The sequence below is a fragment of the Amycolatopsis sp. cmx-4-61 genome (genome assembly GCF_046548775.1).
Classification (GTDB): Bacteria; Actinomycetota; Actinomycetes; order Mycobacteriales; family Pseudonocardiaceae; genus Amycolatopsis.
This window is the reverse complement of record NZ_JAEBEI010000002.1, coordinates 598,342-614,780: the sequence shown is the minus strand read 5'-3', so window position 1 is coordinate 614,780 and position 16,439 is coordinate 598,342. Positions and strand designations below refer to the sequence as shown.

Here is a 16,439-nt window from a genome sequence, read left to right as displayed (position 1 = left end):
GCTCTCGACCGGGATATCGTCAGGGGATCGAAGGGGAGGGCGGCGGGATGGGAATGCGGCGCTTGACGGCAATCGTTTCACTGGGGTTGGTCACGTGGTGCGGCCTGGTCGCGCCCCCGGCCCAGGCCACGACCACGACGAGCTGCCCGAGCGCGACACAGCCGCTCTACCCGTTCAACGCAGTGGGCATTCCGGCCTCGTGTGCCGGCTTCCCGGACCAAGGCGCGCCGTACGTGTTCCGGATCGGCTCGCTGTACGCGTGGCGGCTCGTCGGCCTGGACATACTGCTGGTCGGGCTCGGCCCGGCGACGCTGAGCTGCACGGCGTACCGGGTGCAGGCCGACGGCTCCCTGCTGGCGACGGGCTGCACCTACGTGCGCTGATTACGCTGGGCGGGCGGCGGCCTGACCTGGTCCCATGGTGCGCGCACTCTGCAGGGTGGCGAAGTCGAGCACGTCGCGGGTGGCGGTTCGGCGTCCGTGCCGTACGCGCCGTTGACTGCCCGCATCCGCTGGATCGCGTGCAGCGCCCGCATCTGGTGAACATGTCGCTGGCCAACGCCACCTCCACGTCGATACTCAAACCAGGGCGCACCCCGGCCGCCAGCGCCTCGTCGATGGCCGGTATCGCGGTTTCCAGGCCAATCTGGGCGTCGGAGGTCGGCGCGAGCGAGATTGTCGTGCCGGTGTCGCCGATCGCCCGCCAGGTTTCCGCGGTGAGTCCGGTGGAGTGGATCAGGGTGACGTGCGGGCCGAGCAGCCCGTCGCGGGCCCAGCCCAGGATCGCCGTCGATGACGATGCGCCGAACACGGCGTCGACACTGACGCCGATCCCCAGTTCCCGAGGAATGCGCCGCGTGCAGCCGGTGCACGTCGCGTGGCCACTGCTGGTCCCAGTCGCCGAAGTGGGGAGCCATCGAGGCGTGTACGCCTCGGATGCCGGTGTCCACCAGTGCCTGGATCGCGGCGTCGGAGTGGGCGGCGGTACGCGCGTTGTGGGAGAAGTCGAGCATCGTGGTGATGCCGGCGTCCAGCGCCGACAGGGCCGCGAGGCGGGTCCCGACATAGACATCGTGCGCTTGGTAGGCGGGGGCGATGCGGGCGAGGGTGCTCGTTACATAGGCGCCGAGGTCGGTGACGTCGGGGATGCTGCGCCGCAGCTGTGCCTGCCATGTGTGCCGATGGGTGTCGACGAAGCCCGGGCTCACGATCCGGCCGGTGGTGTCGACGATCCCGGCGCCGCGGGCCTGCGGGTGGTCGCGCTGATCGGGCCCGGCGGCCACGATGTGCTCGCCGCTGATCAGTACGTCGCCGCGTGTCAGGTCGCCGAGGGCCGGGTCCATGGTGACGGCGGCGCCGCCGGTGAACAGCATGCGCATGATTGCTCCTCGGGTGCGGAGTTAAGGGTGTAGCCGGCGTGGCGGAGCACGCCGTCGAGGAATTCGCCGTACGTCCAAGAAGCCCAAGTCGTCGAGGTAGACGATGCGGTTCCCGTCGATCCACATTCCGACGTGCGGGCTGTTGACCGGGCGTGGCGGGTGGCCGGGACGGCCCGCGATATCCCGTCGACCACCACCAGGACGGCGTGCTCCGGGCGCCAGATGATGTGCTCCCAGGCGTTGCGGCCGGACCGCCGGAGCCGCCCGTCAGGCGATCAAGCGGTCGGCGGTGAGCTTGCGGGACGTGCCTGCGAGCAGGGTGCGCAGCCGGGCCGCGGGGAGTGGGGCGGCGCCCGGGTCGGTGGCGGGCGGCTGCGGGGGCTTGCCGGAGCGTAGGGCTTCTACGAGCTGTGCCCAAGCGGTCCGCATCGCGTCGGGGTCTGCGCAGTACGGCACGACATAGGGGTCGGTCTCGGGTTCGAAGCGCCAGCTTTCGGCCAGGGGGCCGACGTCGACGGTGTCGAATCCGAGCCGGCTGATCAGCTCGGCGGCGCCGGCCCTGGCCTGCGGGTCGTTGCCGGCGATGGGTAACGCCGTGCGGTCGGCCGCGCCGGCCGGGCGCGCCAGTGCGGGGATGTGGTGTTCGCTGATGTTGTTGAAGGCCTTGACCAGGTGGGCGCCGGCCAGCTGCTGTTGGACGAATTCGCTGGTGGTGACCTCACCGGCGTCGAGGGCGGGGATGTGCCCGTCGCGCGTCGCGTAGTAGTTGCCCGTGTCGAGCACCACCTTGCCCGCCAGTTCGGCGGCGGGGAGCTGCTCGTAGGCGGCGAGCGGGAGGATGCTCACCACCACCCAGTCGCCGGCTCGGGCGGCTTCCTCGGGGGTCGCGGCCCGGGCCCGGGCGCCGAGTTGCGCGACTTTTGCGGTGAGGGTTTCCGGGCCGCGGGAGTTGGCCAGGACGACGTCGATACCCGCGGCGACTGCCTGCTGAGCGATTCTGGTGCCGATAGCGCCGGCGCCGATGATGCCGAGTGTTGCCATGGAAAGGTCTCCTCATCTCGCGGACGGAGTCGTCCGCCGGTGGAACGGAAGCCGGGTCAGACGGGGGCCATGGCCACCGACCCGATCAAGCGGAGCAGATGCTCCGCACCAAGCTAACATCAACCGGAGCATCTGCTCCTGTGGTCCGAGTCACAAGTGGAGCAAGTGCTCCGGGGCCCGAGTCCTGTCGTACGCTGGACACATGACGCTCGCCGATCACGCCGCCGCCGCGCCCAGGTCCGGCCGCCGCGCCGACGCCGAGCGCAACCGTGCCGCGATCATCAAGGCGGCCGGCGAGGTGTTCGCCGAGTGCGGCGGTGGCGTGGACGTCCGGGAGATCGCCCGGCGCAGCGGCGTGGGCATGGGCACGCTCTACCGCCATTTCCCGACCAAGGACGAGTTGCTCGCCACCGTCCTGGAGCTGCAGTTCAACGCCTGGCTGACCGACGCCCACCAGCAGGCCGTGGCCACCGAGGACCCCTGGCAGGCGCTTGTCGGCTTCTTCGAGCAGCTGCTGGACAACCAGGCCGACAATCGCGCCGTCGTCGAGAGCTACGCCACCACCGGTGGCCCCAGCGAGGCCTGCGTCCAGCGCTGCTACTCCCTGATCGACCAGGTGCGCACCCGCTGCGTGGACGCCGGCGTGCTGCGCCCTGGCGTCACCACCGAGGACCTGTTCCTGCTCAGCGGCTCCCTGAGCCAGGCCGTCCTGACCACCGCCGACAGCCACCCCGGCAAGTGGCGCCGCCTGCTGCACATCTCACTCGACGGCCTCAGCAGCCGCAACACCGAACCCCTGCCCGAGCCCGACATGGCGCACTGACACGCCGGCACAGACCGAGCCTTGTCGGAATCTAGGCCGACACACCAGCGTCCACGGTGACATCACGGGCGGCCGATCCTGCCGACCGTAAGGCGGCGTAAGTACAGAACAGCAACATTTCCGGTGCGCAACTCGCTTGTCAATCTCGGCAGGGTCCGCCGCAGAACGTCCCGCGGTCCGGCTCGGCCGAGGCGCCGGTCGTCGCGAACGTCGACTGGGTTGCGCAACCCAGATCTCGGGAGTAGTAATGGGTTGAGCTACCCAGAAAGGAGCGGGCCTCGGCACCCCGCTCCTCGGTGAGGAGGACCATTTCCGCAAACGTTCCCGTCACGCCGCCCAACGGCGTGCGGATGCCGATCCCCGGCCCGGGGCTGCTGTCTGGATCCAGCACACCGGCGAGGACACCGCCCAACGCGAGTTCGACCGGTCGCTCGGGCGCCGCGGCCTCGACTACCTCGATCTGTACCTGGTCCACCAGCCGTTCGGCGACCACTGCAGCTCCTGGCGGGCGATGCAGAAGCTGCACACCGACGGACTGGTCAAGGCGATCGGGGTGTCCAACTTCCACCCCGACCGGCTCGTCGACCTCGTCATCCACAACGAGGTCGCCCCGGCGGTCAGGCAGATCGAGACTCACCCGTTTCGCCGGCGCGAGGCCGATCAGGGGTCATGCGCGCGCACGGTGTGCAGCACCAGGCCTGGGGGCCACTCACGGAGGGCAAGAACGGCCTGTTCACCAATCCCGTCCTGAGTGCGATCGGCGCCGCGCACGGGAAGTCCGTCGCCCAGGTCGTCCTGCGGTGGCTCACTCAGCGAGGGCTCGCCGTCGTCACGAAGTCCGTAGAGCTTTGCTCATCGAATCGCCAGAAAGGCGCAGATATGCCCTTCGTTGTCGTGACCGGGGCCGGTGCGGCCGGTCTTCCCACAGCCCGTCAGTTCGCCGAAAGCGGCGAGCGCGTCCGCCAGATCACCCGCAGCGGCCGCGGCGCCGACCACCCGCTCGTCGAGCGCATCGCTGCCGACATCACCGATCCCGACCGGCTCACCGAGCTGACCGAAGGCGCGCGGGTCCTGATCAACTGCGCCGTCCCTGCCTTGGACCGCTGGGCCACCGACCTGCCGCCGATGGCCGCGGCCCTGCTGACCGCCGTCGAGCGGACCGGCGCCGGTTACGTCATGCTCGGCAACACCTACGGGTACGGGCCGGTCGACGGGCCGATGACCGAGGACCTCCCGATGGCCGCCACCACGGTCAAGGGCCGGGTGCGGGCGCGGATGTGGCTGGACGCACTGGCCGCGCACGAAGCGGGTCGCGCGCGGGTCACCGAGGTGCGGGCCGCGGGTTTCCTCGGCGCGGGCCCGGTCGGGGCGTACGCCGCGTTCGTGCTCGGTCCGGTGCTGGCGGGCGAAACGGCGTCCTTCCCGGGTGACCTCGACGCGCCGCACAGCTGGAACTACACCGAGGACATCGCCCGCACGCTGGTGGCCGCGAGCCGCGACGACCGCGCGTGGGGCCGGCCGTGGCACGTACCGGTCACGTCGTCGCTGTCGGTGCGGGCGCTGACCGAGCGGCTGGCCGACCTGGCCGGGCTGCCCACGCCGCAGCTTCGCCGCATCCACCGGGCCGAAGTCGCTGCCCTGGCGCAGCGGCAGCCGTTGTTCGCCGAGCTGCTGGAAGTGCTGTACAGCAACGAAAACCCGCACGTGCTCGACTCCGCCCGCACCGAAGCGGTCCTCGGCGTGCGCCCGACGCCCCTGGAGCCGGTCCTGCGGGAAACCCTGGCCGGCGCGGGCATCCCGGCCGCCGAGCGCTGACGCTGCACCGAAACCTCCCGGTCGTGCCCGCGGGCACGACCGGGAGGTTTCGGCCCTGACTCCGCGTTACTCGGGCTTGGCGGCCATCAGCGGTTCCAACAGGCGAAGCTGGACTTCGTAGGGCACCTCACCCGAGGTGAGATCCCACATGACGTAGTCGACGCCGAGCTCGGCGGCACGCTCGAAATCGGCCTTGACCTGCTCGACGGAGCCGGACAACGGCGTGCGATCGGCCTCGTCGAGAGGAGTCTCGGTGACAGGGTTGTTCACCCGCACGATGACGGGACCGGGCTCGCGGCCGTCCGGGGTCGCGTTGCGGAAGAGTCCGAGCTGGTCTTCGAAGCTCTTCCAGTCGTAGATCAGCGGGTGCAGACCGAGGCCCATGCGACCGGCACGCTCGACGGACGCCGTCGCCTGGGGAAGGACTCCGATGAGGATCGGCACCCCGCCCGGCTGCAGCGGCTTCACGCCGACCTCCGAGGGCGGAATGCGGTAGAAGCGGCCCTGGAAGCTGACCGGGTCGGGGCCCCAGATGGCCTGCACGGCTTCGATGAACTCGGCGAAACCGTTGCCGCGGCGCCGCATCGGGACGTTGGCCGTTTCGAACTCGTCGGCGGACCAGCCCTGGCCGAGGCCGGCGAGGAGCCGCCCGCCGCTGAAGTGATCCAGGGTGGCGAGCCGCCGGGCGAGGACGACGGGAACGTGGAACAGGGCGTCGATGACGCTGGTGCCGAGCCGGATGGTGCTGGTGTGCGCCGCGACGTAGGTCAGCGTCTCGATCGGGTCGAAGACGTTGGCGTAGAACTGCGGCGGGCGCATCCCCTCCCACGGGGCGTTCTTCGGCTCGACAGGACGGAGGAGACGCTCCAGCGCCCACAGCGAGTCATACCCCAGGGATTCGGCTCGTCGGGCGAAGGTGACGAGCCGGTCGGGGGTGGCTTCGTCGCTGTAGTGGGGCAGGCCCAAACCCAGCTTCACGGGGCAGTCCTCTCGTTCGAATCCGGTGGTTCACTGCTCGATGCGGGTCAGGACGAAGACCGGGATCACACGGGTGGTCTTGGTCTGGTATCGGCGTAGTCGGGGTAGGCGGCCACGGCCCGTTCCCACCACAGGTCGCGTTCGGAGCCGGTCAGCTCCGGGGCCGAATAGTCGTGCTTTTCCGGCCCGTCCTGCAGTTCGACGTGCGGTTGCCGGCGAAGGTTGTGGACCAGGCCGGGTTCTGGGGCCGGCCGCCCCGGGAGCCCACCACCGCGTACTGCCCGTCGTGCTCGACGCGTACTCGCCTTCAAGTGGCATCGTTTCCTTGCTTTCAGTCGAGCGCCGTGGCCGGCTCGCCGCCGTGAACGTCCACAATGGTCCCGTTGACGTAGCTGCTGCGGTCCTGCGCCAGGAACAGCACGACCTCCGCCGTCTCCTCGGGGTCGCCGATCCTCCCGCGCACCGTCATCCGGTTCGCCGCGTCACCGACCGCGGCCAACAGCGGTTCCGTGCCCGGGGTGCGCACCGGCCCGGACCTGACCGCGTTGACCCGGATGCCGGCGCCGCCGAATTCGGTGGCCCAGTAGCGCGTCAGAGTTTCCAGTGCCGCCTTTGAGGCCCCGTAGGCAGCCCCACCCGGGGTGACCTTGGTGGTGGCGGTCGAGCTGACGTTGACGATCACCCCGTGGCCGCGGGCGGCCATGCCCGGCGCCAGCGCCGCGACCAGCTGGAACGGTGCCCGGGTGTTGATCGCCAGGTGACGGTGCACGCCGTCGGTCGAGGTGTCCGGAGTCGGGGCGAACTCGTACACCCCGGCGTTGTTCACCAGGATGTCCACCTCCCCGGCCTCGGCCGCCAGCCGCTCGACGTCGGCGGCGTCCGCCAGATCGGCGGCGACGAACCGCGCCCGGCCGCCTTTGCCCGCGATCGCGGACACCAGCTCCGCGCCTCGGTCCGCGTTCCGGCCGTGCACGACGACTTTGGCCCCGTTCTCCGCCAAGCGCATCGCGACGGCGCGGCCGATGCCCGCGGTGGCGCCGGTCACCAGCGCCGTTTTTCCTGCCAGGTCTGACATATCAACCTTTCTGGGTGGTTCAACCCAATTATTACTCCGGAATTCTGGGTTCTGTAACCCAGTATGGCGCGGGCCGGACTCCCTGGCCCGGGTGCGATCCACCCAGCTCGGGCAATTCAGTCCGAAGGTCCGGCCAGTTCGCCGAGGACGTCGAGGTGCCGCGGATGCCAGCCGAGCACGCGACGCGCCTTTTCGCCCGAGATCTGGCTGTTGGTGGACCAGTAGTCCGCCAGTGGCTCGGCTCCGAGCGCTTCGGCCAGCTCGGCCCGCTCCAGGGCGACGGTCCGACCGCCCAGTCCCAGGCCGTGGCTCATCGCGACAGCCAGGTCCTGGGTGCGAAGACCGCTTCGTGCGCCGACGTGGAACAATTCGCCACTGGGTGCCTTCGCCACTGCCAGGACGAAAAGATCCGCCAGATCGTCGACGTGGACAAGGGTCCAGAGGTTGTCGGCCGCGTCGACGGCATAGGGCACGGCACCCAGCTTCCGGGACGCTGCCCTGATCATCGAGAGGACCGCACGACCGCCACTGCGGCCGTAGACGTTCGGCGGACGCAGCACGACACCACGCACGTCGGCGGCATCGATCACCGTCTTCTCGGTGTCGAAGCGGACCTGCAGGGCTTTGATGGTCGGGGAATCCGATGGGGGAACGGGCGTTTCCTCGTCGTAGATCGTCTTGCCGGTATCGCCCAGCCCTCCCGTGCCGCTGGTGAAGACGAGCGGTTTGCCGCTGCCTCGCAACGCTTCGATGAAGGTAAACACGGCGTTGGCCTCGCTGGCGCCGGCTGTCGCGAAATCGGCGGCGAAATCGAAGGCGTTCTGGATGACTCCGTCGGCTGCCTGTGCCGCTTCGGTCAGCGCGCGAGGATCACGGAGATCACCGCGGTGCGGCTCGATGCCCTGCCTCTTCAGCTTTTCGGCGGAGGAGTCGGAGCGGGCGAGCCCGACGACCTCGTGTCCGGCCTGGAGGAGCTTTTCGGCGATGACGCTGCCGATGTAACCGGTCGCGCCGGTCAGGAAGATCTTCATGGTCCTTCTCTGCTGTGAAGTCGGGGGGTGGTCGGTCAGGACCAGAACGTCCTGACCTCCGTGGCGATCTTGCGGCCCTGTTCGTGCCCCGCGCGGGCGAGGATCGCGCGGGAGTCGGGGTCGAGCAGGTCCGTCAGCCCGGCCTGCGAAGCCTCGTCCGGCTTGATGGTGAACAGCGGCTTCGTGACCGGTTGCACGTCGCTCGTCTCCGGAAGCCCGATGACGTCGAGGACGAGCACCTTGCCGTAGTCCTTCGCGACATCGGCGTTCGTCCCGCTGCGCATGCCGCCGTCGAAGAGCCGGCGACCGCCGACCGTGACCGCCGGCCACACCCGGGGGATCGAGCAGCTCGCGGCCACCGCGTCGACCAGGCTGACGCCCGAATCTCCGGTGAGGATGACGAATTCGCCGGTTTCCGCGTCGACGGCCGTGATGGCGAGGCGCTGCGGGGGCCACTCGTGATCGGGAAGCCGGGCCTCGATGATCGCCCGGCGCTCCGCCTCGGGAACGCGGTCCCGTTCCAGCGACATCGCTCCGATACGCCGGCGGATGACCAGGGGATCGTCGCCGCTGCCCAGGATGCCGCGGATCTCGGCCATGAGCGCGATCGGGTCGACATCCTCGATGGCGGGCTCCGGCGCTCCCGTGCCGTCGAGCTGGTCCCGGTACAGGTCGGCGAGTGACTTCGAACTGGTCACCTGCGCCGCGACCGCCGAGCCCGCCGACGTCCCGACGAGGAGATCCGGGCGGGTCACGTCGACCCCGGCGTCGGCGAGCCCGGCCAGGATCCCCGTCTCCCAGGCGATTCCCGCGACGCCTCCGCCGCCGAGCACCAAGGCCTTCGTGTCGTTGCCGGTCATCGCGCGACCTCGCCGAGGAGGTCGAGGTGCTCCGGGGTCCAGCCGAGCATGCGACGTGTCTTGTCACCCGAGGACTGGCTGTTCGACGCCCAGTAGCCCGCCATCGCCGCCAGGCCCAGGGCGTCGGCGAGCACCGGCCCTTCCAGCGCGACCGTCCTGCCGCCCAAGCCCATGCCCATGTCGTGACTGAGCGCGCCGGCGATGTCCCGTGTGCGCCACCCGGCCTGTGCGCCGGCGTGGAAGAGATCGCCGCCGGGTGCCTTCTCGACAGCCAGGACGACCGCTTGACCGTCGCCGCGCCCGTAGACGTTCGGGGGCCGGAGCACGATGCCCGTGCCGGACCGGGCCAGGCCCACGACCCGATGCCCTGCACGCAGTAGCTTCTCGGCGATGACGCCGCCGAGGTAACCGGTCGCGCCGGTCAAGAATATCTTCATGGTCCTCTCCGGGGTTGTGTTCAGCTCGGGCGCGGGCCGCGTTCCCCGCCGTGGACGGCCACCACGGTCCCGTTGACGTAGCTGCTGTGGTCTTCGACCGGAACAGCACGACCTCCGCGATTTCCGCCGGGTTGCCGAACTGCCGGCTCCGGCACGTCAGCCTCTTTTTGGGGTGATCAACCCAATCTCTACTCCGCAGACTTGGGTTGCGCAACCCAGTCCGGTAGGCTGGCGACGTGGTCCTGACTCGCAAAGGCCAGGCGACCAGGGAACGCATCCTGGAAGCCGCGACCGAACTCATCGCCCGGCACGGCGTCGCCGGCACCAGTACCGAAGACGTGCGCAAGGCGGCCGGTATCGGCGGGTCGCAGCTGTACCACTACTTCGACAGCAAGCAGGCCCTGATCAGGGCGGTCATCACCCGTCAGGCCGAGGCGCCGCTCGTTCCCGGCCGGCCGCTGATGGGCGCGCTGGACAGCTTCGACGCCTTGCAGGCGTGGGCCGACGCCGCGGTCGAAAGCCAGGAGCACCACGGCGGCCGTGGCGACTGCACGCTGACCTCCCTGGCCGGCGAGCTGAGCCCCGCCGACGACGAGACCCGCCAGGAGATCTGCAACCTGTTCGAGCGCTGGCAGTCCTTGTTGCACGACGGCCTGGCGGCCATGCGCGGACGAGGCGATCTCCGCCCGGACACCGACCTCGACGAGCTGGCCATGGCCCTGCTCACCGCACTCCAGGGCGGCAGCCTGCTGAGTCAAACCCTGCGGACGTCCGGACCGATGCGGGCGTCGATGAAGGCAGCCCTCGCCTACGTCCGTTCCTTTGCCGCCTGACGCGCGCACCGCCAGAGTGGACGGCTCCACGGGTGACAACGGAGCCGATCCCGGCTTGTCGACTGCCGAGGAGATAGAAGAGCGGTAAGAAGCCGGGGCAAGCTGCGAAGGGCGGACGGGCCCGCCCTGGCGGGAGGAGCCATCCGTGGTCAATTACGGCGGGCGGCCCAGACGGTGCGCTCGGTGCGTACCGTCAGGTCGTCGCGGCGCAGGATGCTGTGCGGGCCGCCGATGTCGAGGAGCTGGTCGAGCGCGGTGCGGTCCTCGGGGGAAAGTCTGTCCGCGATGACGCTGCGGATGCGCTGCAGGACGCCGGTGGCGTAGCGGCCGATCGCTTCGCTGCGGGTGCCGTCGAGGTCCACGGCGATGGTGCGTTCGCTCTCGATGGTGAATCCGGCGGCGGTCAGCATCGGGCCCCAGTCGGCGCCGCGGTGGGGCAGGTGTTCGGCTTGGCGGCGGTCGGCTGCGGCGTGGACGCGCTCTTCCAGGCCGGGCCGGTCCTCGGGGGCGGTTTCGGGCAGGAAGCGGGGATGGCCGGCCAGTTCGACGAGGGCGAACAGGCCGCCTGGCGCGAGCGTGTCGTGGACGGTGCGCAGCGCGCGGTCGGGGTGGGCCATGTGGTGCATCGAGGCCGACGCCCAGACCAGGTCGGGTGAGCCGAGGTCGGGCCAGGCGGCTTCGTCGAGGTCGGCCTGCACGGTGCGGATGCGCTCCTGGACGCCGAGGGTGCATGCCTTGGTGCGCAGGCGCTGAAGGTGTTCGACGGACGCGTCGACGGCGGTGACGTGCGCGTCGGGGAAGCGGTCGAGGAGGGCGAAGGTGCCCGCGCCCGTACCGCAGCCCAAGTCCACGATGTGGCGTGGGTCGGTCCGCAGCGGAAGCCACGCGGTGATCGAGGCGGTGTGCTCGGCGAGGACTTCGGCGTCCAGGTCGAGGATCTCCGCCTGGCCGTCCATTGCGTGCTCATGGTGGTGACCGTGCGAAGCGCCATGGTGGCGGGCGTGTGGGGGTGCGTGGTTCACGCTCTTCACGCTACGAGGGATTTGTCCTTGCGGCGCAAAGCGTCCCGGTTTACGCAAGATGATGGTCGGGTGCGCTGTCCGACGCGCAAGAGGACATCGATGCGCGGCGCGCGATCATTCGGGAGCGTCTTGAGCGTCGCCGTTGTCGCTCTGGTGCCCACGGCGGGCGTCCCGGTCGAAGATGCCCAGGATCTCGCAGGGGCCGCCCTCGGCGCCGATCGCGTGCGGCATCATCGTGGGGAATTCGGCGGCCTGGTTGGTCTCGAGGCGGAAGCGGCGGTGGCCGAGCATGAGGGTCGCCGTGCCGGACAGGACGACGAGCCATTCGCGTCCCGGGTGGGCGCGCATGCGGGCCGGGTTCTCGGGGGGTGGCTCGGTCATGCGCTGGCGCACCACGCTCATCCCGGGGTCGGCCTTGATGGGCCAGCGCATCCGGCCGTGGGTGCTGTCGATCGTCGGGCTGGTGACGACGTCGTCGGTGGCGGTCTCCACGAGCTGGTCCAGGCTGGTGTCCAGGGCGCGGGCGAGGGTGACCAGCTGGTCCAGGGCGAGGCGGCGCTGACCGTTCTCGATGCGGCTCAGCGAGGACTGGCTGAGGTGGGCGCGAGAGGCCAATTCCTCCAGGGACCAGCCCTGCGCGACCCGCAGGGCGCGGATGCGTTTGCGTACGAGGCTGTCCAGATCTCCATCTCCTTGCGTCATAAGCAACATTCTATGCCTTCGCGGCAAGGGTCGCTTAGTGTCGTGCGTAGCTGGTCCGCAACGTCCGGACCAGTGCACGAGCAAGGCAGGAGGCCGTGGCTGTGACAACTTCCCCGTACGTGAGTGACGCTCTACCCGGTGAGGCCGTCGACGCGGTGGTGATCGGCGGGGGCGCCGCGGGGCTGAACGGTGCGCTGATGCTCGCCCGCTCCCGCCGCTCGGTCGTCGTGATCGACAGCGGTTCCCCGCGCAACGCGCCGGCGGAGGCCGTGCACGGCCTCATCGTCCTGGACGGCACACCGCCGGCCGAGATCCTGCGGCAAGGCCGGGAGCAGGTGCGCCGGTACGGAGGGCGCGTCGTCTGCGGCGAGGTGACGGCGGCCGAGCCCGCCGCCCCGTCGGCGGACGGCGATCTGCGGTTCACCACCACCCTGGCCGACGGCCGGAGCGTGACCGCGCGCCGGGTCCTGGTGGCCACCGGCCTCCACGATGTGCTGCCCGAAGTCCCCGGCCTCGCCGGGCACTGGGGCCACGGCGTGGTGCACTGCCCGTACTGCCATGGCTGGGAAGTGCGCGACGAGCCCATCGGCATCCTCGCCGCCGGCCCGGCCTCCATCGGCCAGGCCTTCCTGTTCCGGCAGCTGACCGACGACCTGACCTACTTCACCCAGGGCATCGACCTGGACGAGGACCCTCGCCCGCTTCGCCGCCCGCAACATCCGCATCGTCGACACCCCGGTGCAGGAGGTCGTTGACCACGAGGACGGCACCCTCGGCGGGCTGCGCCTGACCGACGGCCAGGTCGTGGCCCGCCGCGTGATCGCGGTCGCCACCCGGATGGAAGCCCGCACCGAGGGCCTGGCTGGCCTGAAGCTGCCGGTGGAGGATCTGCCCGACGCCATGGGCCGCCGCTTCGCCTCCGGCATGGCGGGCACCACCGAGGTGCCGGGCGTGTGGGTGGCGGGCAACGCCACCGACCTCGCCGCCCAGGTCGGCGCCTCCGCGGCGGCCGGTGCCCTGGCCGGCGCCCACATCAACAGCATGCTGGCCACCGCGGACACCGACGCGGCCCTCGCCGCAACCCAGGGCGAAACTCCCGCCTTCTGACATCCGGCTCGGCACCGGGTCCCGCACACCCTCGATCCGTGCGACGGCCCGGCCCCGATCCCCCTTCACCCGGCGATCGGCCCGGCTCCGGCCCTGACTCGGCATACCCATTTCGAGAGGAACCCATGAGCACGAACCAGCCTGTACAGGCCACTCGGGCCGACGGCGAGAGTGCCCCTGACGGGCGTCAGCTGCGCTCGATCCTGATCACCGTCTCGATCGCCCTGATGGCGGTCATCGCCTCGGTGACCGGGCTGAACGTCGCGCAGACCCACATGGCCGTGGACTTCGGCGCTTCCCAGAGCACGGTCCTGTGGATCATCAACGTCTACACCCTTGCTCTGGCGGCGCTGCTGTTGCCGCTCGGCGCCCTGGGTGACCGCCTGGGCCGCAAGCCCATGCTCGTCGCCGGACTCGGCGTGTTCGGCGTCGCCACCGTGGTCGCCGCCCTGGCTCCGACAGCGGAGGTGATGCTCGCCGCGCGCGTGGTCGGCGGTATCGGCGCCGCGATGATCATGCCGATCACGCTGGCCGTCATCACCTCGACCTTCCCCGAAGAGCGGCGCGGCAAGGCGATCGGCGTGTGGACCGGCGTCGCCGGAGGCAGCGGCATCCTGGGCATGTTCCTCGCCGCGCTCCTCGTCGACGTCGCCGACTGGCGCTGGCTGTTCACCCTGCCGGTGGTCCTGATCCTGGTGGCACTGGCCATGACGCTGAAGTCGGTTCCCGACTCCCGCGAGATTTCGGCCCGCCGATTCGACACCGTCGGCGCGCTGGTCTCCGTGATCGCCGTGACCGGTCTCATCTTCGTCCTGCAGGAAGGCCCCGAGCGCGGCTGGACCGCGCCCGCGACCCTGCTCAGCCTGACCGTCGGCCTCGCCGCCGCCATCGGCTTCGTGGCCTGGGAGCTGCACCGCCGCGACGCCTCGCTGCTGGACGTGCGCCTGTTCCGGGAGCGCGGCCTGTCGGGCGGCTCGCTGACGCTGCTGGTGGTTTTCGGTGTTCAGGCGGGCATCGGCGTGGTCCTCTTCCCGTTCTTCCAGGCCGTGCTCGGCTGGTCGGGCCTGCTGTCCACGGTCGCGATGATGCCCATGGCCGTCGCGATGATGCTGGCCTCCGGCCTGGCCACCAAGCTGGCCGCGGGTATCGGCGCGCGCTCGACCATGGCGGTGGGCATCGCACTGGCCGGCATCGGCATGGTGCTCCTGGCCCTGTTCGTCTCCGTCAGCGGCGGCTACCTCTGCGTCCTGCCCGGCCTGCTCGCCATGGGCGTCGGCATGGGTCTGTCGATGACCCCGTCCACGGAGGCCATCACCGCCTCCCTGCCGCGCGAGAAGCAGGGTGTCGCTTCCGCGTTGAACGACGTCACCCGCGAATTCGGCACCGCACTCGGCGTCGCTCTGCTCGGCGCACTCGTGTCCGCCGGCTACCGCAGTGCCATCGACGACCGGCTGCACGGCATCCCCCAGGGAGCCGCGGACACCGCCCGGGAAGGCGTCGCCAACGCCGTCGAGGCGGCGGGCAGCACCGGCCCGCACGCACCGAACCTGCTCCACGCAGCCCACCAGTCCTTCATCGACGGCTGGCAGCAGGCCATGTGGGCAGGCGCCGCCATCATGGGCGTCCTGTTCGTCTACATCGCCCTCCGCGGTCCCAAGGACACCTCCTCCACGGTCGCGGACGAGACGGACCCCGCTGAGGCTGTCGCGGCTGGCTGAGCGCACAAGAGCCGGTTCACAGCCGGAAGCACTCGACGCTGCCCCTCATTGGTGGACAGCCTCGATCACGTAGCCGACTTCGGTGTCGGTCATCGCGTAGCTGAAGCTGATCCGCCCCCAGCCCGGCCGCACACGACCCCGGCCAGTGAGGACCTCGGCCAGGATGCGTTCCGAGCATAAAGGACTGGTGACTGTGGTACATCCGGACGCCGCCGTGGGCGCCTGCGCAGCCCCAGAACGCGAGCGCGCCGTGCGCGTGGAGCAGGCGGAAAATCCCCTCGGTGTCGGTGACGATGCCGGTCACGTCGGATACCGCTGAGAATGCTGCGCGTCCTGTCTAAGCCTCATCACCGCGGCGAGCGGCGGCGAGATTGCCGCGGGCGGTCTCCGTCATGGGATGCGCTGCCTCCAACAGCGCACGAACGCTCGTAAGCCAGGGGAGGAGCTGAGACGAACTCGCACGTACCCCGCCTGGACCAAATTCGGCAGATGCTGATCGAGGCACGGGACTACTTCCAGCGCAAGGTCGACACTCTGAACAGCTTGGGGCCCGGTCTCAGCGACACGTTCAAAGGCGGACACGAAGGCGAGACCGGCGCCCTCAAGGCGGCTTACGAGCAGTTCGGGACGGCGTGGACGGAACAGTTCGACGAAATGTTGGTCCTCGACCGCGCTTTCGTGAATCTCATCAACGAAGGCCAGGCCAAAGCATCATCATGGCGCGCCGGGGCGTGTCCGCGGACGAAGCGTTCGACATCCTGCGGCGCACATCGCAGAACCTCAACGCCAAGCCGGCCGAACTCACCCGGACCCCGGCCTCCCGGCACACCGAACTCGACCTGGCCGCCGGCTGAAGCCCCGCGAAACCACACGGCGCCACGACACCAGCTCTCCCCGGTCCACAGTGTTCTGACCTTTTCGGACAGAACTTTCGGACAGAACACTGTGGAGTCCGGGTGGGGCGCGAGTGCGCCATCGTCGTGTCCGACGCCTCGCCGAGTTCTGCGGCGCGCCGATGCGGAGCTCAAGGGAATCGAACCCTGACCTCTCCCTGCCGGCCGGAACCGGCACGCCTCATCTCGGGCCGTCTTCCGTCATGTGCCGGATGGACTCCCCGCCTTTGCGGTGGTCCGCCCGTCCGGACTGGGTGTCGAGCACGCTTTCGAGCTTGCGGATGGCGCCGTGGCACGCCTCGTCCACCGAGCCCGCGTGGTGGGTGACCGCGACCGTCGGCCTGCCTTCCGGGCGCGCCTCGATCACGCACCGCCGGTCCACGCTCGCCGCGCCCGTCGATACTTCGTCACTCAGGTGGACTTCCAGGCGGGTGATGTGGCCGCTGAACCGCGACAGCGTCGACTGGAGTTCGGCCTCGAGCCGCTGGATCAGTTCCTCGCTGCCGTGGACGTTCTTGTCCGTGCTGATCTGGATCTGCATGCGGTGTTCCCTTCGAAGGCCGGTCCAGCTCGCCGCTGAAGTTCAGCGGTTCGGGGCGTGACTACGCTGGCCAGGACGACGGGAAAGTTTGTCGGCGAGGATGCGCGGGCGACGTCGATCAACCGGGCGTTGTTCCGGTGAGCCTACTTGCCCGGGGCCGGGGGCGCCGGGCGACATGCTCCGGC

Annotated in this window: 19 protein-coding genes and 1 pseudogene; 9 read left to right on the top strand and 11 right to left on the bottom strand. The window is 70.0% G+C overall.

Annotation, left to right across the window (positions count from 1 at the left end):
- The first annotated feature begins 62 nt into the window (after window positions 1-62).
- Entirely contained in the window at window positions 63-383 is a 321-nt protein-coding gene (locus ACLJOU_RS11370) for a hypothetical protein (protein ID WP_410566225.1), read from the top strand.
- On the opposite strand, the gene ACLJOU_RS11365 is transcribed toward ACLJOU_RS11370, so the two are convergent.
- A complete protein-coding gene (locus ACLJOU_RS11365) occupies window positions 371-1,378 on the bottom strand; it encodes an amidohydrolase family protein (RefSeq protein ID WP_410566223.1) in 1,008 nt (335 codons plus the stop codon). The genes ACLJOU_RS11370 and ACLJOU_RS11365 overlap by 13 nt on opposite strands.
- Before the next feature lie 267 nt (window positions 1,379-1,645).
- The gene (locus ACLJOU_RS11360) at window positions 1,646-2,419 is read right to left on the bottom strand and encodes an NADPH-dependent F420 reductase (RefSeq protein WP_410566221.1); all 774 of its coding nucleotides are present in this window, start codon (window positions 2,417-2,419) and stop codon (window positions 1,646-1,648) included.
- A 202-nt stretch (window positions 2,420-2,621) separates the two neighbouring features.
- Between ACLJOU_RS11360 and ACLJOU_RS11355 the strand changes: the two genes are divergently transcribed.
- From ACLJOU_RS11355 to ACLJOU_RS11345, 3 genes are all read left to right on the top strand, one after another.
- Window positions 2,622-3,242, top strand: a complete 621-nt coding sequence (locus ACLJOU_RS11355; RefSeq protein WP_410566218.1) for a TetR/AcrR family transcriptional regulator — start codon at window positions 2,622-2,624, stop codon at window positions 3,240-3,242.
- Between the two features lie 382 nt (window positions 3,243-3,624).
- Window positions 3,625-3,993, top strand: a complete 369-nt coding sequence (locus tag ACLJOU_RS11350; RefSeq protein WP_410566700.1) for an aldo/keto reductase — start codon at window positions 3,625-3,627, stop codon at window positions 3,991-3,993.
- Between the two features lie 128 nt (window positions 3,994-4,121).
- Complete coding sequence (locus tag ACLJOU_RS11345; RefSeq protein ID WP_410566216.1) at window positions 4,122-5,057, top strand: NAD-dependent epimerase/dehydratase family protein; 936 nt, start codon at window positions 4,122-4,124, stop codon at window positions 5,055-5,057.
- 66 nt (window positions 5,058-5,123) lie between these two features.
- On the opposite strand, the gene ACLJOU_RS11340 is transcribed toward ACLJOU_RS11345, so the two are convergent.
- The 6 genes from ACLJOU_RS11340 to ACLJOU_RS11315 form a co-directional block, all read right to left on the bottom strand.
- On the bottom strand, window positions 5,124-6,035 hold the full coding sequence (locus ACLJOU_RS11340) for a TIGR03619 family F420-dependent LLM class oxidoreductase (RefSeq protein ID WP_410566214.1): 912 nt from the start codon (window positions 6,033-6,035) through the stop codon (window positions 5,124-5,126).
- A 65-nt stretch (window positions 6,036-6,100) separates the two neighbouring features.
- A complete protein-coding gene (locus tag ACLJOU_RS11335) occupies window positions 6,101-6,346 on the bottom strand; it encodes a nitroreductase/quinone reductase family protein (protein ID WP_410566212.1) in 246 nt (81 codons plus the stop codon).
- Between the two features lie 20 nt (window positions 6,347-6,366).
- Window positions 6,367-7,110 (bottom strand): SDR family NAD(P)-dependent oxidoreductase, encoded by a 744-nt coding sequence (locus ACLJOU_RS11330; protein WP_410566209.1) that lies wholly within the window; start codon window positions 7,108-7,110, stop codon window positions 6,367-6,369.
- 116 nt (window positions 7,111-7,226) lie between these two features.
- On the bottom strand, window positions 7,227-8,141 hold the full coding sequence (locus tag ACLJOU_RS11325; protein ID WP_410566205.1) for an NAD-dependent epimerase/dehydratase family protein: 915 nt from the start codon (window positions 8,139-8,141) through the stop codon (window positions 7,227-7,229).
- A gap of 35 nt (window positions 8,142-8,176) precedes the next feature.
- Entirely contained in the window at window positions 8,177-9,001 is an 825-nt protein-coding gene (locus ACLJOU_RS11320; RefSeq protein WP_410566202.1) for a patatin-like phospholipase family protein, read from the bottom strand.
- Window positions 8,998-9,438: an NAD-dependent epimerase/dehydratase family protein gene (locus ACLJOU_RS11315; protein WP_410566200.1), complete on the bottom strand. Its 441-nt coding sequence runs from the start codon at window positions 9,436-9,438 to the stop codon at window positions 8,998-9,000. Before ACLJOU_RS11315 ends, ACLJOU_RS11320 begins: the two co-directional genes overlap by 4 nt.
- Window positions 9,439-9,674: 236 nt before the next feature.
- Here ACLJOU_RS11315 and ACLJOU_RS11310 point away from each other — a divergent pair, with 236 nt between their 5' ends.
- The gene (locus tag ACLJOU_RS11310; RefSeq protein WP_410566198.1) at window positions 9,675-10,271 is read left to right on the top strand and encodes a TetR/AcrR family transcriptional regulator; all 597 of its coding nucleotides are present in this window, start codon (window positions 9,675-9,677) and stop codon (window positions 10,269-10,271) included.
- Between the two features lie 149 nt (window positions 10,272-10,420).
- Here the strand turns inward: ACLJOU_RS11310 and ACLJOU_RS11305 are convergent, their stop codons facing one another.
- Both ACLJOU_RS11305 and ACLJOU_RS11300 read right to left on the bottom strand, forming a co-directional pair.
- Complete coding sequence (locus tag ACLJOU_RS11305) at window positions 10,421-11,227, bottom strand: class I SAM-dependent methyltransferase (protein ID WP_410566195.1); 807 nt, start codon at window positions 11,225-11,227, stop codon at window positions 10,421-10,423.
- Window positions 11,228-11,407: 180 nt separating this feature from the next.
- Window positions 11,408-11,995 carry a helix-turn-helix domain-containing protein gene (locus tag ACLJOU_RS11300; protein ID WP_410566193.1) on the bottom strand — a complete coding sequence of 196 codons (588 nt, stop codon included), beginning with the start codon at window positions 11,993-11,995 and terminating at the stop codon, window positions 11,408-11,410.
- 119 nt (window positions 11,996-12,114) lie between these two features.
- Here ACLJOU_RS11300 and ACLJOU_RS11295 point away from each other — a divergent pair, with 119 nt between their 5' ends.
- The 4 genes and pseudogenes from ACLJOU_RS11295 to ACLJOU_RS11280 all read left to right on the top strand — a co-directional run.
- Window positions 12,115-12,750: an FAD-dependent oxidoreductase gene (locus tag ACLJOU_RS11295; RefSeq protein WP_410566190.1), complete on the top strand. Its 636-nt coding sequence runs from the start codon at window positions 12,115-12,117 to the stop codon at window positions 12,748-12,750.
- Window positions 12,734-13,102: a hypothetical protein gene (locus ACLJOU_RS11290; protein WP_410566188.1), complete on the top strand. Its 369-nt coding sequence runs from the start codon at window positions 12,734-12,736 to the stop codon at window positions 13,100-13,102. Before ACLJOU_RS11295 ends, ACLJOU_RS11290 begins: the two co-directional genes overlap by 17 nt.
- Before the next feature lie 125 nt (window positions 13,103-13,227).
- Window positions 13,228-14,820, top strand: a complete 1,593-nt coding sequence (locus ACLJOU_RS11285; RefSeq protein ID WP_410566185.1) for an MFS transporter — start codon at window positions 13,228-13,230, stop codon at window positions 14,818-14,820.
- A gap of 704 nt (window positions 14,821-15,524) precedes the next feature.
- Window positions 15,525-15,674: pseudogene (locus tag ACLJOU_RS11280) on the top strand (ANTAR domain-containing protein); the annotation flags it as partial.
- Window positions 15,675-15,894: 220 nt separating this feature from the next.
- Here ACLJOU_RS11280 and ACLJOU_RS11275 read toward each other — a convergent pair.
- Window positions 15,895-16,254, bottom strand: coding sequence for an HPF/RaiA family ribosome-associated protein (locus tag ACLJOU_RS11275; protein WP_410566182.1), 360 nt, complete (start codon window positions 16,252-16,254; stop codon window positions 15,895-15,897).
- Between the last annotated feature and the right edge of the window lie 185 nt (window positions 16,255-16,439).

Coding starts and splice junctions, on each gene's coding strand:
- ACLJOU_RS11365 (WP_410566223.1), bottom strand. CDS start 1,378: ATGCGCATGCTGTTCACCGGCGGCGCCGCCGTCACCATGGACCCGGCC.
- ACLJOU_RS11360 (WP_410566221.1), bottom strand. CDS start 2,419: ATGGCAACACTCGGCATCATCGGCGCCGGCGCTATCGGCACCAGAATC.
- ACLJOU_RS11355 (WP_410566218.1), top strand. CDS start 2,622: ATGACGCTCGCCGATCACGCCGCCGCCGCGCCCAGGTCCGGCCGCCGC.
- ACLJOU_RS11345 (WP_410566216.1), top strand. CDS start 4,122: ATGCCCTTCGTTGTCGTGACCGGGGCCGGTGCGGCCGGTCTTCCCACA.
- ACLJOU_RS11330 (WP_410566209.1), bottom strand. CDS start 7,110: ATGTCAGACCTGGCAGGAAAAACGGCGCTGGTGACCGGCGCCACCGCG.
- ACLJOU_RS11325 (WP_410566205.1), bottom strand. CDS start 8,141: ATGAAGATCTTCCTGACCGGCGCGACCGGTTACATCGGCAGCGTCATC.
- ACLJOU_RS11320 (WP_410566202.1), bottom strand. CDS start 9,001: ATGACCGGCAACGACACGAAGGCCTTGGTGCTCGGCGGCGGAGGCGTC.
- ACLJOU_RS11315 (WP_410566200.1), bottom strand. CDS start 9,438: ATGAAGATATTCTTGACCGGCGCGACCGGTTACCTCGGCGGCGTCATC.
- ACLJOU_RS11305 (WP_410566195.1), bottom strand. CDS start 11,227: ATGGACGGCCAGGCGGAGATCCTCGACCTGGACGCCGAAGTCCTCGCC.
- ACLJOU_RS11300 (WP_410566193.1), bottom strand. CDS start 11,995: ATGACGCAAGGAGATGGAGATCTGGACAGCCTCGTACGCAAACGCATC.
- ACLJOU_RS11285 (WP_410566185.1), top strand. CDS start 13,228: ATGAGCACGAACCAGCCTGTACAGGCCACTCGGGCCGACGGCGAGAGT.
- ACLJOU_RS11275 (WP_410566182.1), bottom strand. CDS start 16,254: ATGCAGATCCAGATCAGCACGGACAAGAACGTCCACGGCAGCGAGGAA.